Genomic DNA, 19660 nt, shown 5'->3' on the forward strand with positions numbered 1-19660 from the left:
AATTAAATACATTTACAGTAATTAGTAATTTTTTCTTTAGTTGTTATTTTTTATATTTTGTAAAATATTATCATTCAATATTAAGTAATACACATTGACAATATTATACTTATTTTATACCATTAATATAAATAGATAATTAGTATTTTTTTATAAATTTAATATACTTTGCATTTTTAGTACACCAACTGCAAAGCATTATATCATTTATCTGCTAAACTGTAATGGAAGGACTGATAAACATGGATTGGCTTAAGAGAATGAACGCAGCTATAAACTATATCGAGAATAACATTACATGTGATATCGACTATAAGGAGGTTGCTAGAATTGCTTGCTGCCCTAATTACCATTTTCAACGTATGTTTGTATTTATTACAGAAATACCACTTTCTGATTATATCAGGCGTAGGCGCTTAACTCTTGCAGCTTTTGAATTACAACATAATAATAGTAGTGTTATTGAGATTGCACAGAAATATGGTTATACATCTCATTCAGCCTTTACACGGGCCTTTAAAGAGATTCATGGAATTGCCCCTACCTCAGCACGAAAATCAGGTGTAAAATTGAAAGCTTATCCACGTATGTCTTTTCATATCTCGATTTCAGGAGGTACAGAAATGAACTACAGAATTGAAAAAATTGGTCCGTTTTCAGCAGTAGGTTTCAAATATAATGTAAGCACTGAAAAAGCATTCAGTACCGTACCTGTAATTTGGCAGGAAACTCAACAAAATGGAATTGGAGAAAGATTACTTAATTTAATGGATACAAATCCCAAAAAAACACTAAACGGGATACTTGGTATTTTATCTGACGGTGATTGGGGTAATAATAAAGATTTTTCTTACCATTTAGCTGTTCCCTATGAAAAGGAAACTCCTGTTGGTATGGAAAAACTGAATTTCCCTGAGAGCCAGTGGGTAGTATTTGAAGCCCCCAAGCTTACTGATATCATAAAATCTTGGAAACGTTTGTATACCGATTGGGCTCCTACATCAACTTATTCCTTTGCTGATTTACCAGCCATTGAATGCTATTATCCTCCAGGACACAATCCCCAAAATGAACTCTGGATACCTATTGTTAAAAAAGATAATACCGCAAATACCATATGAAAGGAATGATAAAATGGCAACATTAAAAAAAATAGAATTTGTGTCTTTTGGTCCATATAGAATTATTGGCAAGGAGATCAGAACAAAGCACGAAAGCTTTAACCCTATTTTTCAATCAAAGTATCAAACTATCCCTTCATTATGGGAACAATGCTTTTCTGATGGTACATTTGATACTCTTGCAAAGATGAGCAAATATTGTCCAGCTGAAACTCCTGATGCTTACCAAGGATATATGAGAGATTTCTGTAATGAGGATGGAACTTTCACTTATCTTGCAGGATTTTTTATGAAAGCAAATACTCCTGTACCTGATGGATATACGTCTTATGAAATACCAGCTTGTATCATTGCGAAGGCATGGATTGAGGGTAAAGAACACGACATATACCCTAATTTACATTCACTTACAGTTGAAGCAATCAATCAAAACGGTTATGTTGTTGATTGGCAAAATTACTTTTCATGCGAAGTGTATACTGATGAACGGTTTGGAATACCTAAAAATAATGGAGAAAAAAATTTAATTCTAGATTATTATATTCCTTGTATCAAGAAGTCATAGAAATAATAATATTTGATTTTATCCTATCATTATATTGATAAATTTTATAAAAATAATCCCCTAACATCTTAGGAGATTATTTTTACTATAGATTATTAATTTAATGCATTCTGTAGTTCTATTTTAATAGCTTCCTTATCATACTTATATTTGCAAGGTATATGTACTACTTCATAACCTATACTGCTTAAAACTTCATTAATGAATTTATCTCTTTCCATTCTATCTTTTCTATTATGTGATCTATCATCTAACTCTAAGCATATCAACGGCTTTAGAGTCGTATTATCACATAGAACAAAATCAATATGTTTTGAGCTGATTTTATTAAAATACGTCATATAATTATCTTTATTCTTGACTTTCACTATATCTGCTACTCTTACTTTGGTAAATAAAGTGACATCTAAATCATCGCAAACATCATATAAAATATCATAAAATCTTAATTCTGCTTTTGTCAATATGCTATCAACATCTTTGTACGCTACTGAATAATTATATTTATTCTTATTAGATAATTTACCTTCAATTATTTTAAATAGTATTACTATGAAAACTATTGCTACTAGTGTGATTATTATTGTGTCCATTTTTTGCCTTTCTTATATTGTACTTATATCTTAGCTTTTTTGTTATTAGTGGTTTGCTGAATCAGTTACTTCATTCTATAAACCTTTGATGTAAATATATCAACATATGTCAATTAATTTTTTCACAAATCAATTATACTCCTTATTACAAAATAGTAAATAATTTTTCATTAGAAGTACATAAATGCACCGATTATTATAGTTACTAATACTGAAGACGTAATTAATTTATAACTTGATTTTAGCTTATCCCATTTTTCAAGAGGAACCGATATAATATCTGATAAAATATCTATAATAACTTCCATTTTTAAACACCTTCTTTTATTGATATCTCTATTTATTTAGATTTCTAAAATTAATATTATCAAATAATCAGATAGTAAGCAATTAGAAAACAATTAAAAATATCTACATATTATTAATAATCAATAAAAAACAGAGTCACTAATAGCTATTCAGCAAATATTAGCCCTTTAAATTTTAATAATAATATTGTAAATTCTAAATTTATTTAAATTTTATTTTATTTTTCTTAATATTAAACATTTTTATGACTTTTTAACTATTTATACCTAATATCATATGATTTTTATGTTATAATAATATTGCTTTCGATCGAAGCAATTAATAAATCTATAATAATAAACAGAGGATGTGAAAAGAATGAAGAAAAAGCTATGTATTCTATTCAGTATGATTTTTTTATTTTCATCAATAACTTTAGTAAGTTCCGCTGAAATTTCAGATTGTCCAATTCATGGCAACCACGAAATGAAGTTTCAAGGTGGTACCTATGTATATGACGAAGATGGGAATGTAGTTGGCTCTAGGTATGCTTTGTATAAGTGTGATTGCGGAGAAATATTTGTCTGTGAAAGGCATCCACATTTAGGCGAGAAAATAGGATATTATTGGACCGGTAGTCAATTAAAATTTATTGGAAGTATTATGGGGTATTCCGCATATGAAACTGATGAAATTAATCCACCTGACTGCAACCGTAATCATTTAGATGGATTTAGATTTTCATATTAATAAACAGTAGTTAAGCACCTATCATTATATTTTGGTGCTTAACTTACGTTTAAATTCCTCTACTTATATTCTAAGAAGATATATAACTTCAAAAATATTTCTGTTAATTTAGAATTTTATCTAATTTTAATATTAACACAATAATTAGATTTCATGACTTACGTCATATTGTGCATCTTAGTTAATATAATGGGTTAATTTGAAAACCGCTCTAATCCTTATTTAATCAGTGTTCCCGGCGGGATTCGAACCCACGGCCTATCGCTTAGGAGGCGATCGCTCTATCCTACTGAGCTACGGAAACATATTAAATTTATTAAATAAATATATTATTATCTATTTGTTAAACAAATAAAATAATAAAACAATCTGCAACATATATTTTATCATGTTTTAACTGTAAGTCAAGAACTATTCCTATTTAAGTTTCTACATTTTTTATCCATAAATCTCTCATTACCTATAATATGACCCATTAAAGGAAAAAGGATAATACAAAATATTAATCCCTTTTCATACACACGCCGTATTTACACAAATTACCTACACTATATTTACGCCTATAATCTATTACTCTATCCCTATCATCAAAACTAGTACTCTCCATAACCATCACTTCCTCATTTGCATTAATTTTAAGCATTCTTCCTTCATTTGCATCTAAAATAGTTAAATCAATAGTTTCATTCACCTTGGTTCTAATTATTCCATAGAAATCATATATTTCTTCTATAGAAAAAACAGATAAATCAATTGAGTCAAGTTGTGTAATTAGATATTTAGGAATATATATTTCTTCTAAAGATGATGGTATCCCCCCAACATAAATGATTCTCTTGATATAATAAATTTCATCCTCACAACTAATACCAAATATACATGAAAATTTATCAGAAGCTTTTCTAACCACTTGTTTAAGAATCTTACTAGACCTAGTAGTACTACTCACTTTCATAATCTCTTCAAACCCACCAACAATATCTACATCCTTTTTTTTATTTGTTCCTAGTACATAAACTCCTTTTCCCTGAACTCTCATTAGTAATCCTTTATTCACTAATTGATCTATTCCATTTCTGACGGTTAAACGATTTATACCATACATTTTAGCTAACTCATTTTCTGATGGTATACTAGTTCCAGGTAGATATTCTCCACTTTGAATTTTACTATAGATAACTTTCTTTAATTGTAGATACATAGGCGATTTATAATTAATTTCTTCTGCTTTCCTCATGCTTGTACACCTCTATATTTATATATCTTTGAAGACGAAAATTTTACTTTATCAGGTCTCACCATTGATTCCATATATATTATGGGTATATTACCTTTATCACAAATTACTCCATCTAAAATGTATACTGCCGAATTATTTTCTACATTCAAAAAATCAGCATCCAGAAAATTTATTGGTGAAATACCTACATTCTTATTTCCACCTGAGATAACTGTATTATATCTATTCTCCATAACTTTACATAAGGCCTCTTCCTCTAAATTATATTTATCAATGCCCAAAAACCTATCATATGGAATGTATAGAGTTTCAAAAGATATCGGCTCTCTATCCACACTTATAAGTCTTATGAATTCATATATTTTTGTACCTAGAGATACGTGAAGTTCCTTAGATATATGTTTATTACTTTCTATAATTTTTGTAGAAATCACTTTAATTAATAACCTGTTTATTCTTATATCTATATCTGATAAGGTTATGATACTATGCAAATCTATTATTATCTTATTATCCGCCACATACGTACCTGAACCTTTTTTATTATATAATCTCCCACCACTAACAAGTCTTTTGATAGCTGACCTTAGGGTAGTCCTATTGATTCCCCACATCTCACATAAATCCCTCTCAGATGGGATTTTAGCGTGAGGTTCCAGCTTATTTTCTATAATGTAATACTCTATTTTTTCAGCCGCTTCATCTCTTGGGCTAATATGATATTCAACCAAATAACATCCTCCTCATAACATTAAAAACATACATTATTTGACATATTTCAAACCGATAGTTGTCAGTATATCATAATATTAATCTATGGTCAATTCTATATTATCTTATATAAACCCTATTAATATATAGATTACCAATTGTTTTAATATTGATAAAACATTACTTTAACAGGTAATTAGAAATATATTATTTGCTTATATCCATTAACTAGAGAAATTATTGCCTACCATAATTTTACTTATATTTATATAATATAATTAACTAATATTATTTGTTTTTCTGCCTATTAATTATTTATTTTTATTTTATATATGACTATAGAATTTGACATACCAATTCACAGGAGAGATAACGTATCATACAATCACTTCTATCTATATTATATAGTAATTGAACAAAATATCTATATTTGATGTACTTCATCTAAATTTCATATATTGTAAAAAATATTTATCTGTAATTAAAAAAAGACAACTTTCATACCATTTATCAAAATAATATTTCAATCATTTCTTCAGTATTTTTTATTTCAATCTAATATAGCAATATAAATTTACTTATTTATTATTTAAATTTATAATATTATTAATTTATCACCTTAAAATTATTAAAGACTAGTATCAAATTCATAAAGTCTACACTAAAAGATATAGATTTTTCATTAGCCATCAAAGCCATCATATAACTTATAATAATAATACAAATTATACATGTTATTAGGATTATTAATCCAGTTGTTGTCTTTTGCATTTAGAGGCTATTAATTATATATTAATAATCAACAAAATATCTGTATTTCTATTGAAGCAATTGTACTTTATATCTAGTTATTACTTATGAACCTAAGCAAATAGTATATATGTTTATAGTTTTTATATACCAATTCATCTACTAACTTATTACCCTAAAATATTGTGAACTAATAGATCAATATGGCATCATGCTAAATATTGAATAAATTAGTAATGATAGCGTAAATCTCTCAACTATCACTATATATAGATGCCCACTAAGAAAGGTATAAACACTAATATTCTAGCATTTATACCTTATATACTTATATAATCATAATTTAGCTCTTTATTATGCCATGATAACTTGTAAAGTGATGTTATTTTACTATCTTAATAGTTTGGTATGTAACTGGTAACATCAAAAGCATTATTTGAGAATGGTAAATTCTAATTCTATCTCCTGAATTAATATCACTTATTGATAATTCCTCACCAGCTTCATTTTCTATTACTGCATTTTCCAATAAGTTTAAATGAATATCGCCCATGATTCCATTGTTAACGATAATTACTTCATCTTTTACTTTTTCTACTATTCCATATGAAACAATATAACCATCTACTACTTCAACCTTAGAAGCAACTGTTTGAGGTGGAATAGACATTGTCATCTTTCTACTGTATTCTGTATATACATAGTTACCAACCTTCAAATCTGTTCCATTAAGTTTTTTACCACTTATACTTTCACTTACTTCTGTTTCATCACCAATAATTAAAGTATAAAGTCTAGAATCATACTGATTTTTAATGGTAACTAAAAGCGCTCTAGAACCTTGTCTTATATTGAGAATTTCACCAAAACCGGAATATTCTTTAACAACTGTATCTTTTATTGAAATATCTTTATCTGCTATTACTGTTGGTACCTCATTAATAGGTGTAGGTAATGTATTTGCAAATACTGACATATTTGACATTAGCATTCCTCCTACCATTAAAAATGCAATAAGTTTTTTTGATATAATTTTTTTCATTTTCTTTCATCCTTTCTTTTTTAGGTAGAACAGTGTCTTATTTTTAAAATTTTATTTTTATTAATTGCCCTACACTATACATTTTTATTAGTTGTTTCGATCGAAAACAACAACAGTATAACATAACAATTCTGAAAATTCTGTCGTATTATGAATGTAAAGTTTTACAAAAACAATTACGTTTAATTAAAAGTAAAACACCATTATATTTTTATAAAAACATTCGATATATTATTTATATTTAATTAAATAAACTCAACATATTTATATGATGATTTGTCAAGTTTTTTTCTAATTATTGCAGAAAAAAAAGAGCTTTGCTCTATTTTTAAGAACAAAACTCTTTACACTTTTTAACTAAATGACATTGGTCTCCTTATACGTTTCTTAATAACCCAATATCTAAAAACATCTACATAAGTTCTTCAAGTTTAATATCTTTTGTTTGTCCATAAACAATATCGGCTTTATTAAGAACCTTGCTATCCCCTATACCAACTGCGAACATACCTGCAGATTTAATGGCTTCAATTCCTGCTTCAGCATCTTCAACACCTATACATTCTGATATATCTACTCCTAAGTGTTCTGCCGCTTTTAAGAAAATATCTGGCGCTGGCTTTCCTTTTTTAACTTCAGCTGGGTTAACAATATAATCAATATCATTTTCAATTCCTAATAACCTTACTAAAGTAGGTGCATTCTTAGAAGCACTTCCTATGGCAATCTTGATATTTCTCTTTTTAAGCTCAACAAATAGGTCTTTTACTCCTTCAAATAGATCTTCTTCTGTACATTTAAGTATCATTTCTTTGTAATTTTCATTTTTTCTTGCTGCTAGTTCTAATTTTTCTTCTTCTGTAAAATCACTAGCTTTATTTGCATTTTCAAGTATTCTATCAAGAGATTCCATTCTTGAAACACCTTTTAACTTTTCGTTGAATTTTCTATCAATATTTATACCTATCTCATTGGCAAGCTGTTTCCATGCTTGATAGTGCTGTTCGCTTGTCTCAGTAATAACACCATCCATATCAAATATAAATAACTTATATTTATTATCCATTTAGTCGACCACCTTTACGTAAATTATCTTCCTATAGTATTAAAAAGTATACACTATATATTCAATACATTCAATATTTTATATCTATTATTTTTTTCATCCCTTCTTATACCCTGCATAAAATACTTATTAAGTACAATGTATATTACAATAATTGGTAATAATGAAATTACTATCTCCAATAGTTGCTAAAATTCTAGTATTACAAAATTTAACCATATTTTTTATATAAAAATATACAATTATGTAGATTTATATGATATAATGATATTTACAACAATTAACTATATAATTACTATCAATAACTTGCAACAATTCATCATTAAATATAGGGCTTCATACCCTATATTTTTCTACATAATTATATTCCCTTAAACAAATAGACTTATGATTACTCTGATTATACCCTTATCATTATTACCCTATAGATTTACTTAATATATTTACTACTAATATACCTACTTATACTCATTGATGCTTTATTTTTTCTTGAAGTCTTCACTAAAGCTAAATTCACTACCATTATCACAGGTAATGCTTTTGAATATCCTTTTAAAGTCATGACCATAGTTTTTCTTAATACCTATGAGAGCTTTCTTTACCGATTCGCATGCCTTATCTGGTAATTTAGTAATAATTTTCATACGTGATTTTCGCCCTGTTAAGGTTAGCAAATTAGCTATAGCTGTTTTGATTAATCCATCTTTCATTTCTTCTAACCATTTTTACTCATCTCTACTGTTGCACTTCAATTTTCAATCCGTCCATATTTATAAAATTAAGAAATACTTCTAAAAATACTTTTAACTACATCGTATTTTTGTTATAATAATAGATAACGTAAAATTACTTTAATTTAGCTAGTTTATTCGGAATTTGGTTAAGTAGGTGAAACTTATGATTCATTTTTCTCTTGATGATATACGAAGATTATGTAATGATAAAACTTTTATGAAGGGTGTAAAATATTATAATAAAGGTCATGTAGATGACATTAATTTTTATACTGATTTCTTTGACATAAAAGTCATGGGAACTGACTTATATAATGTTTTATTAGAATTCGACAATAGTAATGGAAAGCTCAATTATATGGAATGTAACTGCAAGGCATTTCAAAAATATTCTGGCGCCTGCAAACATATCATAGCAGCTTTATTGACTATCTTATATAGACAAGATGAATTCAATAAAAACTATATTAATAATTCATATGACAATGTAATTGAAAACTTCTCAAAAGCCATGATTGGTAAAACAACCAAAAACGCAAAAAGAACACCTGTTAGTATTGAAATCACATTTTTCCCAATAAGCATCTATAATAACTATTATTCATCATCATATAATCTAAGAATTGGCGAAAAACGACTATATGCCCTTAAGAATTTCAATGAACTTTATAAAAAATATAAAGCCGGTGGAAGTATTACTTATGGCAAAGAATTTATTTTCAACACTAGCTATCATTACTTCAATGAATATGATAATCAGTTTATAAACACAATTGGTGACTATTATGAAACTGAAAAATTTATTAATAAAGATATAGGCTACAGAAATAGCTATACCGGGTACAAAAATAACATAGCTCTTCCTGAAACTTATATCAAAAAAACTTTATCCATATTGGAAAATAGAGATTTTAACATTAATTACAATGATATCATATATAGAAATTGTGAAATACTAACCGATATTAATATGAAATTTTATGTAAAAAGTTCATCTAATATCATTATCATCACAATAAAGAATAATCAGAATTTCTTTAGATTAACCAGAGATTGTAAATATGTTTTCTATGATAATAATATTTACAATTTATCACCAGAAAAACAGCAACTTTTTCATGTTATTGATAAGACCTTTAATAATAAAACCAAATCAATAGAGCTTAGTATTAATTATAAACACAAATTTGTATCAACCATATTACCTGTCCTAAAAGAACTTGGAACAGTTCATATGGACTCTGAAATATCAGATAAACTTTACACCGGAGAATTTTCTTGTGAAATCTATCTTGATAAATACTTTGATACTATAAAAGGTACTGTAAATTTTAATTATGGTGATTACAAAATCGGTGTTATACCCGAAGAAAAACCAGATATACCCATTGATATTATCTTAGTTCAAGATATCAAAAAAGAAGCCTTGATATTATCTCTTTTGAAAGAAGCTTACTGTGTTAAATCAGAAGAAGATGATTTCTTTACTATACAAGATGAAAATAACTTATATGATTTTATTTATTACTATTTACCAAAATTACAGCAATTAGCTACAATCTATTACTCTGAGAATTTTAAAGACATTCATATTAGAGAAGAATATGACATGCAAGGTGGAATCAGGTTAAGTGAAGATTCTAACATGCTTGAAATATCTTTTAACATTGACGGTATAGACCAGGATGAACTTGTTTCAATAATGAAATCACTAAAAGAAAAAAAACGTTACTATAAATTGAAAAATGGTGGATTCTTACCTCTAGAAGACCAAGAAACCCAAAATTTATCAACATTGATTAGTGGACTTAATCTATCCTCAAAAGATTTTAAAAATGATGTTATCCAGATACCCAAATATAGAGCTTTCTACCTTGATACTCTATTAAATGAGAAAAATATTAGTATTTTTAATCGTAATGAGGGTTTCAATCAGCTAGTTAAAAATGTTATAAAACCAATAGATATGGAATTCACTCCACCTAAGAACCTCCAAAATATCCTTAGAGATTATCAAAAGTTTGGATTTATGTGGCTAAAATCCTTAGCCTATTATGGTTTTGGTGGAATACTTGCTGATGATATGGGACTTGGTAAAACGCTTCAATCAATTGCACTAATTAAATCAACGGAGATTAAAAATCCTTCATTAGTTGTTGCCCCTACATCTCTAGTTTACAATTGGGCAGATGAGATAGAAAAATTTGCACCTGATCTTAATGTATTAATAATATCTGGGAGTAGAAAAGATAGACAAAAGTTTTTTAAAGAGATTAATGACAACGATGTAATTATAACCTCATACGGTTTATTAAAAAGGGATATAGAAGATTATTCTAATTACTTATTTGAATACTGTTTTATTGATGAAGCTCAACATATTAAGAATCCTAACTCATTGAATGCTAAATCTGTAAAACTAATACCAGCAAAAGTGAGATTTGCTTTAACAGGTACACCTATAGAAAATTCATTAATGGAATTATGGTCCATTTTTGATTTCATTCTACCAGGTTATTTATTAAGTAACAGAAAATTTACCTCCAATTATGAACGACCAATCATTAAGAACAATGATGAAGAAGCTCTAAGCCAATTAAATAATCAAATAAAACCATTTATACTTAGAAGACTGAAAACAGACGTATTAACTGAATTACCACCAAAAATAGAAACTAAAATGTCAACAGACTTAACAGAAAATCAGAAAAAAATGTATTTAGCATATTTACAAAAAACTAAAAAAGAAATAGTTGAAGAAATCGCTATCAGCGGTTTTAATAAGAGTAAAATGAAAATATTGGCAGCTCTAACAAGACTAAGACAAATATGCTGCCACCCTGCTACCTTCATCGAAGATTACAAAGGGGATAGTGGTAAATTACAATTATTATTAGAACTAGTAACAGATGCCGTAGATAGTGGCCATAGAATACTCATATTTTCTAGTTTTACAAGTATGCTTAATATAATAAAAGATTTATTGGATACCAATGAAATCTCTAACTACTACTTAGACGGTTCAACCAAATCTGAAAAACGTAGAGATATGGTTAATGACTTTAATGAAGGAGATACCAGCGTTTTCCTTATATCTCTAAAAGCTGGAGGAACCGGGCTTAATTTGACAGGTGCAGATATGGTAATTCATTATGACCCATGGTGGAACCCTGCAGTAGAAGATCAAGCTACTGATAGAGCTTATAGAATAGGGCAAGATAAATCAGTTCAGGTCTTCAAATTAATAACTGCAGGAACAATAGAGGAACGGATATATCAATTACAGCAAAAGAAAAAATCAATGATTGATTCTATTATAAAACCCGGTGAAACCATGCTGACTAAGTTAAGCGAAGACGAGATAAAATCTTTATTTGACTTATAACCATTATATCTTTTACACTAATATAAGAGGCTGTCAAATGAGACAGCCTCTTATATTAATCATATTATATATTTAATTTCACTATCAGAAAAATATTTCCCTAACTGCTCCTTAAAAAAATCTTTCATCTCAGCTAACTGTTCTTTACTATACACATATTTACCATACCCAAATTGACCATACTTGAATGTTCTTTCCTCATCAGTCATTGGTAAATTGGTTTCCGGAAATATCTCCGTTATCCTATTTTTAGCTTTAGTAGTATATCTATGAGAAATGATTTCAAAACTAATATTTTTATGTTTATCCACAGCTAATTTATTATTTAGATCTTTTATTAACATATTATACTCTTTTTTCCACCCATCATATATAAATACAGGGGCGATTATAAAGCCAATAGGATAATCAGCATCTAAGACTTTGTGTGCTGCTTCTATCCGGCTTCTTGCACTAGGTGTTCTGTGCTCATAACTCTTAATTACTTTATCAGTATTTATACTGAATCTTACAGTTGTATGTCCATTGTGCTTGGCATTTATTATATCCTCTACATTAGTGAATTTTGTTACGAAACGAAATCTTCCTTGTTCTTCTTTCGCAAAAAATTCTATAGCCGTATTAAGAGCATGAGTATAAGGTTCCACAGGTAGTGGATCAGATGTTGCTGCACCTTCAAATATTGTAATTTCACCATTTCTTTCATTCATATATTTCTTAGCCTTACCTAGTATCTCATCTATATTAACATATATCCTTGTGTATGGTTTATCACCCAACTGAGTATTAAGGTAACAATACTCACACTGTCCCATACAGCCTGTTACAAGGGGTAATTGATAATGAGCAGAAGGTTTACACGTCTGGAATGTTAAACTCTTCTTTACCCCCACTACAAGGGTATTTTTGCCATGACTATATTTTTCACTCTTAGTTGTACCTGGTATACCCTTTGTTCTGGTAGTTTCCAGCATAATAAGCTCAATATCCATATTTTGAAATTGTTTATATAGCTCTTCTCCTAACGGATACTTCAAGGCATCCTTTTCAATTAAAACTCTCTTAGGCTTAAACACACTTATCACCTCTACAATTCGAATGTTGTATTATCTATATAATTCCAATCGTTTTTAATTATCTTTATATCTTCCATTAACTTGAACAACGCCTTTTCTTTCTTCTTTGATTCTAGCATGATATCAAAATCTCTATTCTGTACACTCCTTACTTGTTCTATAAGATTAATGAATTCTTTTGCAAAAATATAATCTGAGTGTTTTCTATCGAATTCACTGTCCTTACCACTTGAATAATGAATCTTTGGCAACCATTTATCATTATTCCAAGTATCAAAAATATCCTCAATATAATCCTCTAGCTTTTCACCTTCATTATTACACCGATAGTGATGAGCATCCAGTACCATGGGTACTTTTAATTCATTACATAATTCTAGAACATCAATAATATTAAAAATCTTATCATCATTTTCAATAATAATCTTATCAGTTATTACCTTTGGAAAATGTTTAAAATTAGTAATAAACCTATTAATAGCTTCCTTTTTACCTCCTATAGACCCACCAACATGAATAATTATCTTACCATCAGGTAAATTGATATCTTCTAGTATCATTGCTAAGAAGTATAGATTTGTTATTGTTTTTTCAACTACCTCTTTTTTAACACTATTAATCACGTTAAACTGATCTGCATGCAAATCTACCCTCATACTATGCTTCTTTATTATCTTACCTATATATTCGAAATCTATGCTAAAAAATTTTCTATAATCCCAATCAACTACATCAGGATGTGTAGCTAATGGTACTAGATTAGATGTTAAACGATAGAAGTGAATATCATTTTCAATGTTGTAATTTAATATTTTCTCTAAATCCTGTAAATTAGATAAAGTAACTTTTTTTAGTTTATTAATCTTCTCCTCAGTAGTAAGACCTTTATAATATCTATAAGTAACAATACTAGATGACGTAACCTTTTCTAAATCTAAAGCTAGAGAGACATATCCCAACTGACACTTCATTCAATTATCCTCCTCATCTATACAGTATTATTATCCTTATTAAATATTTTTTTATACAAAATAGGCTTTAGTAATATAAAAAAATATCAACTATTTAATCTTTTTATTATTATTTTGAATTGCATACTTGCTCTATGTCTGTTATTGTTAAATATGTTAGTTATAATTTTTATTTATAATATAATATTTGGAGGATTTTTTATGAAAAAATTTTTATTGAATTTTGGTTTATTACGCATTATTTGTGCATTATCTGTATTAGGTATCCATGTAACCGCTCGTTATATCAATCATGAATTCTCTTATATCATTAATCAATTTTTCAGGTATTGTGTACCTATTTTTATTATTATGTCTGGTTACTTTTTGCACTATTCAGATACTAGGGACAAGCTTAATTCTACCTTGCTTGATTTTTACATAAAACATTTAAAGAAGATTATTATTCCTTATGTAATATGGCTTGCAATCTATGTTATTTATAATAATCGTCACCATTTAAATAAATTACTAACTCTTGACTATGTTAATATTATTTTAACTGGATATAATCACTTATATTTTTTATTGATTATTATACAATTATATATTATATATCCACTACTTAAGAAACTATTAAAATATAGAAAAGGTATACCTTTATTAATCGTATCAGGTATAATTTCACTTTATTTTCAAGGAGGAACTTTTATCTATAAGCTAGATATTAGTATATTACCTTATACCTTAAATAAATATAGTTATCTTTTACTGCCCACCTGGCTGTTTTATTTTGTATTTGGTATATATTTTTCTTCTCACAAATCAAAACTGTTAAATATTAAAAGCTCCTATATACTGTTTGGCTGGATCGTAAGCTTTGCCATTCTTATTACCGATAGTAAATTAACAAATACCTATATGTATTCTGTTAAGCCAACTGTTATATTATATAGTATGATAAGTTTCTATCTTCTCTATCAATGTTTTAGTAACTTAAAATTAGAAAGTAAAGCTGAACAAATACATGTGTTAAGTAGCATGTCATACGATTTTTATCTCAGCCACATCCTAATCCTATCCTTAGTTACCTCTTATACAAAGATAATCGGCTTTACATCATTATACAACGGTTTCTTAGGTATGGTTTTACTTTTCATTGTTACCGCTATAGCAACTTACTACTTTTGTAAATTAATGGTTATAGTTCGAACATTCATTAACAGAAATAAAACCAAGAAAATCAGATTATCTACTCCTATTGAAAAAGAGCAATTAAAAGTATCATAATAAAAAAATTTTCCATCAAAAATATTACAAAATAAAGTGCCAATCGTTAATTAACGATTGGCACTTTATTTTGTATCCTGTCTAATTCGGTAGAGATTTTTCACGAGTCTTAATTAAATTCTAAATGTCCTTGTACATAACATATTCCTTTATACCTCATACCTATTGAAGGTATACCAATTAAGTCCTTTTTGTTGATGCATACCTGTAATTTGAAGTTCAAGCACATCAAATCCATTATATATACTTCTTCATTTGTAAATGAATTAGTTTTGATACAGAACTCTTCTATTGTTCCTAATATAGAGTACTCTGCGTCATTAAGTCCATATGGAATGAAATATCCTTCTAATATAGTTAATAGGTCTTCATGTTTTGTACGTACTTTAAATAGTTCGGCTGACTGCTCTGCATCAATTTCTAATAATTGAATTGCTTCTTCGTCACCTTGTCTAGCCAATTCTAACAAATTAGCTCTCCATGTTTCTTCTTCATGTTCAAGATTCTTATCTACTTCATCTTTATTGATAGGTAATATTACTGTTCCTTCAGTTGATAATGCTACTAATCTTATCTTTTCTACATATGCATCTTCATCTTCATCTATATCTAAATAATCTACCACATTCTGAAGATAAAAAGTAATTGGATTTCCTGTTTTAATATCTTCAAAATATACATAATAGTCATCTTTATTATTATTAGAGTATATTACATCAACTTCATCAATATCCATAGGTAAATTACCTTCTTTATATGGAATAATAGAAAAAACCTTTATTTCTTCATTTTCATCTAATTCGCCTCTAACAATTATACCTAATTCATCATTATATCTTTTTAGAAGCTCAACTTTTATCTTATCTTCACCATAATTAGAGATATATTTCTCAGTAGGATCATTTATTATCTGTTGTACTACGTCTTCTATCTTCTTGGTTTCTACGAGTTTTTTGAATCCAACTGCACCCAAATACTGCTCCATATTATTCACCACTCTTCTACATACTAAACTCATAATCTATAATTATATGTAGAGTTATAGTAACATTACATATAGTAATTGTCTAGCTATAAATCTTAATTAACAAAATTTATATTTGTTCTAGTGCATTAGTAAGGTCATCTATAATATCATCAATATTTTCTATACCTACTGAAAATCTTACCAAATCAGGTTTAACTCCAGAAGCAATCTGTTCTTGTTCTGATAATTGTCTATGAGTAGTACTTGCTGGATGTAATACACAAGATCTAGTATCGGCTACATGCACAACCAAAGCTATCATATTTAAACCATCAATAAGTTTTTCTCCCACTTCTTTTCCACCTTTTACACCAAATGTTAAAACACCGCTACAACCATTTGGTAAATACTTTTTAGCAAGATTATGACTTGGATGACTTTCAAGTCCAGGATACACAACCCATGCAATTTTATCATTTTTTTCCAACCATTTTGCTATAGCTAATGCATTCTCGCTGTGACGTTCCATTCTAAGTGGTAATGTTTCTAATCCTAGATTCATCAAGAAAGCATTGAATGGACTCATAGCTGCTCCAATATCCCTTAATAATTGAACTCTTGCTTTAGTAATATAAGCAGCTTCTTTGAAATCTCTGACATATACAACACCGTGATAACTATCATCTGGAGTTGTCAATTCAGGGAATTTACCATTATCCCAATTAAATTTACCACTATCTATAATCATACCTCCAACACTTGTAGCATGTCCATCAGTATATTTAGTACAAGAGTGAACTACTATATCTGCTCCATGCTCAATTGGTCTACACAAATATGGTGTTGGAAAAGTATTGTCAACAATTAAAGGAACATCATTGTCATGTGCCAATGTGGAAAATTTATCAAAATCTAGGATGTTAAGACCAGGATTACCTATAGTTTCAGCGAAAACACCTTTTGTATTAGGTTTTATATAAGTCTTAAGTTCTTCTAGACTTAGTTCTGGATCAACAAATGTAACTTCTATACCAAACTTCTTAAGAGTTGTTTTAAGTAATGAAAAAGAACCCCCATATAATGTACTAGCTGCTAATAAGTGATCTCCTGCTATACATATATTCATAACAGATATCATTGATGCTGCTTGTCCAGATGAAGTTGCCATAGCACCAATACCACCCTCAAGCATAGCCATCTTTTTCTCCAAAGCCTCAACTGTTGGATTACTAATTCTTGTGTACATATGTCCTGCTGCCTCTAAATCAAATAACTTCGCTACTTCTTCACAAGTATCATATTTATATGTAGTACTTTGATATATCGGTAAAACTCTAGGTTCTGAATTACCAGGATCATATCCACCTTGTACAGCCGCTGTTTCTATTTTCCATTTCTTATCCATTCTATGACCTCCCGTCTAAATATTGTTTATATTATAGAGTATATAGTACAAAAATTCAATATATTAATTTACCAAAGTGCCTGTAAATGAAGAATTTCTTCATAGTAATATTTGGTACTCCATTATTATAATGATTTTTATATGTATATCATTCTATTATTATTAAGATAATCCTGCAAAAATACTTTACACAGGATAATATATACTTTATTATAGAATAATTATAATATATTGCAAGTACGCACATTTTAATCAGTTACTAACCATTTTGAAAGTAAAGGTGATATTCAATGGCTAAACAATCATTAGAAAAATTTCCTAATCAAAAAAACAGGCAAAAAGATTTTACTTGTTCAATAGGTTTTACTATGACTGTAATAGGAAGTAAATGGAGAGCCATAATATTATGGCATATAATCAAGAAAGAACCCATTAGATATGGTCAGCTAAAAAATACAATACCAAATATAAGCCACAAAGTTCTATCATTGGAACTGAAGCAACTTGAAAATGATGGTCTTATAGAACGTAAAGCATATGCAACCATTCCTCCAAAAGTTGAATATATACCAACACAAAGAGGTTTGTCCCTGAAAAATATACTTACAGAATTATGCAATTGGGGCAAGAAATACATGGATTAGAAAATTAATAACCCTAAGCATCTAAATAAAATAGACTCTGTTTAATCAAACAGAGTCTATTTTACTTGTGAGTATCTAGTTTTTCTTTTTAGTTGAAATATCTACCCAAACTGCTAATAATAGTATTAATCCCTTAACAATATACTGCCATGTAGGCCCTACATTCATAAGACTCATTCCATTATTAAGCGTTGCCATAACCAATGCACCAATAATTGCTCCTACTATGGTTCCTTCTCCACCCATAGTACTGGTTCCACCAATAATTGCTGATGCTATTACTTCAAGTTCAAGTCCTGCTCCAGCAGAAGCACTTGCCGCATTTAATCTAGCTGTAAAGATAATAGCTCCTAGTGCTGATAATATACCCATAGATGCAAATATCAAAAGGTTTCTCTGTTTAATATTGATACCAGACAATCTTGAAGCTTCTTTGTTACCACCAATTGCATATACATGACGTCCAAAAGTAGTATTCTTAGTGATAAATGTATATAAAATACCGACTATCAAAACAAGTACTATAGAATAAGGTACACCTTTATATGATGCCATGATACCAAAGAAAATAGCTATTGCTATAGATACAACAATCATTTTTACCATTTGCAGATTCTTTGGTAAGATTTCGAAGTCATATCTTTTTCTTTCTCCTCTTTTCTTAAGCTCTAAAGCATTATAGATAATGATTGCAATAATACCTATAATAACTGTTGTCATATTAATTGAGACAGAACCTATATTCAGCGAACTGATATTAGGCACATATCCTTGTCCTAGAGCCTTGAAACTGTCATCTAGAGGAGCTATAGTTGCCCCATTTGTAACTCCTAAAAGTGCACCTTTGAAAATCATCATACCTGCTAGAGTTACAATGAATGCAGGTACATTTCTATAAGCTACCCAATAACCTTGCCATAATCCGATAATTAAACCTACTACTAATGTTAATACTATAGTAAGAAATGTTCCAAAGTGAAGATTAACTTGTAATGTAGCAGCTATTGCTCCTAAAAATCCTACTACCGAACCAATAGACAAATCTATATGTCCTGCAACAATGACTAATACAACCCCCACAAG

18 protein-coding genes and 1 tRNA gene are annotated in these 19660 nt (G+C 28.6%); 6 read left to right on the plus strand and 13 right to left on the minus strand.

The genetic code is table 11. The features are described from left to right. The first annotated feature begins 242 nt into the window (after positions 1-242). Together ACX6CF_RS14850 and ACX6CF_RS14855 are read left to right on the plus strand one after the other, a co-directional pair. Positions 243-1121 carry an AraC family transcriptional regulator gene (locus tag ACX6CF_RS14850; RefSeq protein WP_458786127.1) on the plus strand — a complete coding sequence of 293 codons (879 nt, stop codon included), beginning with the start codon at positions 243-245 and terminating at the stop codon, positions 1119-1121. Between the two features lie 13 nt (positions 1122-1134). Then, positions 1135-1686, plus strand: coding sequence for a GyrI-like domain-containing protein (locus ACX6CF_RS14855; protein WP_458786128.1), 552 nt, complete (start codon positions 1135-1137; stop codon positions 1684-1686). A 95-nt stretch (positions 1687-1781) separates the two neighbouring features. Here ACX6CF_RS14855 and ACX6CF_RS14860 read toward each other — a convergent pair whose 3' ends face one another. Then, positions 1782-2279 carry a DUF2726 domain-containing protein gene (locus ACX6CF_RS14860; protein ID WP_458786129.1) on the minus strand — a complete coding sequence of 166 codons (498 nt, stop codon included), beginning with the start codon at positions 2277-2279 and terminating at the stop codon, positions 1782-1784. Between the two features lie 170 nt (positions 2280-2449). Beyond that, positions 2450-2587: a hypothetical protein gene (locus ACX6CF_RS14865; RefSeq protein WP_458786130.1), complete on the minus strand. Its 138-nt coding sequence runs from the start codon at positions 2585-2587 to the stop codon at positions 2450-2452. Positions 2588-2945: 358 nt separating this feature from the next. Here ACX6CF_RS14865 and ACX6CF_RS14870 point away from each other — a divergent pair, with 358 nt between their 5' ends. Then, complete coding sequence (locus tag ACX6CF_RS14870; protein ID WP_458786131.1) at positions 2946-3317, plus strand: hypothetical protein; 372 nt, start codon at positions 2946-2948, stop codon at positions 3315-3317. Positions 3318-3547: 230 nt separating this feature from the next. On the opposite strand, the gene ACX6CF_RS14875 is transcribed toward ACX6CF_RS14870, so the two are convergent. From ACX6CF_RS14875 to ACX6CF_RS14900, 6 genes are all read right to left on the minus strand, one after another. After that, positions 3548-3621: transfer RNA gene (locus ACX6CF_RS14875), tRNA-Arg, on the minus strand. Positions 3622-3819: 198 nt separating this feature from the next. Continuing rightward, a complete protein-coding gene (locus ACX6CF_RS14880; RefSeq protein ID WP_458786132.1) occupies positions 3820-4554 on the minus strand; it encodes a GntR family transcriptional regulator in 735 nt (244 codons plus the stop codon). Further along, positions 4551-5288, minus strand: a complete 738-nt coding sequence (locus ACX6CF_RS14885; protein ID WP_458786133.1) for a GntR family transcriptional regulator — start codon at positions 5286-5288, stop codon at positions 4551-4553. The genes ACX6CF_RS14880 and ACX6CF_RS14885 overlap by 4 nt, the downstream gene beginning before the upstream one ends. Before the next feature lie 1112 nt (positions 5289-6400). Further along, positions 6401-7060 carry a hypothetical protein gene (locus tag ACX6CF_RS14890; protein ID WP_458786134.1) on the minus strand — a complete coding sequence of 220 codons (660 nt, stop codon included), beginning with the start codon at positions 7058-7060 and terminating at the stop codon, positions 6401-6403. Between the two features lie 412 nt (positions 7061-7472). Next, positions 7473-8126 carry a beta-phosphoglucomutase gene (gene pgmB / locus ACX6CF_RS14895; RefSeq protein WP_458786135.1) on the minus strand — a complete coding sequence of 218 codons (654 nt, stop codon included), beginning with the start codon at positions 8124-8126 and terminating at the stop codon, positions 7473-7475. 479 nt (positions 8127-8605) lie between these two features. Beyond that, on the minus strand, positions 8606-8836 hold the full coding sequence (locus tag ACX6CF_RS14900) for a hypothetical protein (protein ID WP_458786136.1): 231 nt from the start codon (positions 8834-8836) through the stop codon (positions 8606-8608). Between the two features lie 187 nt (positions 8837-9023). Here ACX6CF_RS14900 and ACX6CF_RS14905 point away from each other — a divergent pair, with 187 nt between their 5' ends. After that, the gene (locus ACX6CF_RS14905; protein WP_458786137.1) at positions 9024-12245 is read left to right on the plus strand and encodes an SNF2 helicase associated domain-containing protein; all 3222 of its coding nucleotides are present in this window, start codon (positions 9024-9026) and stop codon (positions 12243-12245) included. A 59-nt stretch (positions 12246-12304) separates the two neighbouring features. On the opposite strand, the gene splB is transcribed toward ACX6CF_RS14905, so the two are convergent. Further along, positions 12305-13321: a spore photoproduct lyase gene (splB, locus tag ACX6CF_RS14910; protein ID WP_458786138.1), complete on the minus strand. Its 1017-nt coding sequence runs from the start codon at positions 13319-13321 to the stop codon at positions 12305-12307. Positions 13322-13332: 11 nt separating this feature from the next. Beyond that, on the minus strand, positions 13333-14292 hold the full coding sequence (gene uvsE, locus ACX6CF_RS14915) for a UV DNA damage repair endonuclease UvsE (RefSeq protein ID WP_458786139.1): 960 nt from the start codon (positions 14290-14292) through the stop codon (positions 13333-13335). A gap of 201 nt (positions 14293-14493) precedes the next feature. Here uvsE and ACX6CF_RS14920 point away from each other — a divergent pair, with 201 nt between their 5' ends. Then, positions 14494-15561, plus strand: a complete 1068-nt coding sequence (locus ACX6CF_RS14920; protein WP_458786140.1) for an acyltransferase — start codon at positions 14494-14496, stop codon at positions 15559-15561. Positions 15562-15670: 109 nt separating this feature from the next. On the opposite strand, the gene ACX6CF_RS14925 is transcribed toward ACX6CF_RS14920, so the two are convergent. Both ACX6CF_RS14925 and ACX6CF_RS14930 read right to left on the minus strand, forming a co-directional pair. Next, the gene (locus ACX6CF_RS14925; protein WP_458786141.1) at positions 15671-16546 is read right to left on the minus strand and encodes a DUF3881 family protein; all 876 of its coding nucleotides are present in this window, start codon (positions 16544-16546) and stop codon (positions 15671-15673) included. A 109-nt stretch (positions 16547-16655) separates the two neighbouring features. After that, positions 16656-17933 carry an O-acetylhomoserine aminocarboxypropyltransferase/cysteine synthase family protein gene (locus tag ACX6CF_RS14930; RefSeq protein ID WP_458786142.1) on the minus strand — a complete coding sequence of 426 codons (1278 nt, stop codon included), beginning with the start codon at positions 17931-17933 and terminating at the stop codon, positions 16656-16658. Between the two features lie 290 nt (positions 17934-18223). Here ACX6CF_RS14930 and ACX6CF_RS14935 point away from each other — a divergent pair, with 290 nt between their 5' ends. Beyond that, on the plus strand, positions 18224-18577 hold the full coding sequence (locus tag ACX6CF_RS14935) for a winged helix-turn-helix transcriptional regulator (RefSeq protein ID WP_458786143.1): 354 nt from the start codon (positions 18224-18226) through the stop codon (positions 18575-18577). Positions 18578-18652: 75 nt separating this feature from the next. On the opposite strand, the gene ACX6CF_RS14940 is transcribed toward ACX6CF_RS14935, so the two are convergent. Next, the gene (locus tag ACX6CF_RS14940; protein ID WP_458786144.1) at positions 18653-19657 is read right to left on the minus strand and encodes a sugar ABC transporter permease; all 1005 of its coding nucleotides are present in this window, start codon (positions 19655-19657) and stop codon (positions 18653-18655) included. Positions 19658-19660 lie beyond the last annotated feature (3 nt).

The organism is Vallitalea sediminicola, assembly GCF_054408565.1.

Coding starts and splice junctions, on each gene's coding strand:
- ACX6CF_RS14850 (WP_458786127.1), top strand. CDS start 243: ATGGATTGGCTTAAGAGAATGAACGCAGCTATAAACTATATCGAGAAT.
- uvsE (WP_458786139.1), bottom strand. CDS start 14,292: ATGAAGTGTCAGTTGGGATATGTCTCTCTAGCTTTAGATTTAGAAAAG.
- ACX6CF_RS14925 (WP_458786141.1), bottom strand. CDS start 16,546: ATGGAGCAGTATTTGGGTGCAGTTGGATTCAAAAAACTCGTAGAAACC.
- ACX6CF_RS14880 (WP_458786132.1), bottom strand. CDS start 4,554: ATGAGGAAAGCAGAAGAAATTAATTATAAATCGCCTATGTATCTACAA.
- ACX6CF_RS14855 (WP_458786128.1), top strand. CDS start 1,135: ATGGCAACATTAAAAAAAATAGAATTTGTGTCTTTTGGTCCATATAGA.
- ACX6CF_RS14865 (WP_458786130.1), bottom strand. CDS start 2,587: ATGGAAGTTATTATAGATATTTTATCAGATATTATATCGGTTCCTCTT.
- ACX6CF_RS14935 (WP_458786143.1), top strand. CDS start 18,224: ATGGCTAAACAATCATTAGAAAAATTTCCTAATCAAAAAAACAGGCAA.
- ACX6CF_RS14900 (WP_458786136.1), bottom strand. CDS start 8,836: ATGAAAGATGGATTAATCAAAACAGCTATAGCTAATTTGCTAACCTTA.
- ACX6CF_RS14890 (WP_458786134.1), bottom strand. CDS start 7,060: ATGAAAAAAATTATATCAAAAAAACTTATTGCATTTTTAATGGTAGGA.
- ACX6CF_RS14860 (WP_458786129.1), bottom strand. CDS start 2,279: ATGGACACAATAATAATCACACTAGTAGCAATAGTTTTCATAGTAATA.
- ACX6CF_RS14905 (WP_458786137.1), top strand. CDS start 9,024: ATGATTCATTTTTCTCTTGATGATATACGAAGATTATGTAATGATAAA.
- ACX6CF_RS14870 (WP_458786131.1), top strand. CDS start 2,946: ATGAAGAAAAAGCTATGTATTCTATTCAGTATGATTTTTTTATTTTCA.
- ACX6CF_RS14930 (WP_458786142.1), bottom strand. CDS start 17,933: ATGGATAAGAAATGGAAAATAGAAACAGCGGCTGTACAAGGTGGATAT.
- ACX6CF_RS14920 (WP_458786140.1), top strand. CDS start 14,494: ATGAAAAAATTTTTATTGAATTTTGGTTTATTACGCATTATTTGTGCA.
- pgmB (WP_458786135.1), bottom strand. CDS start 8,126: ATGGATAATAAATATAAGTTATTTATATTTGATATGGATGGTGTTATT.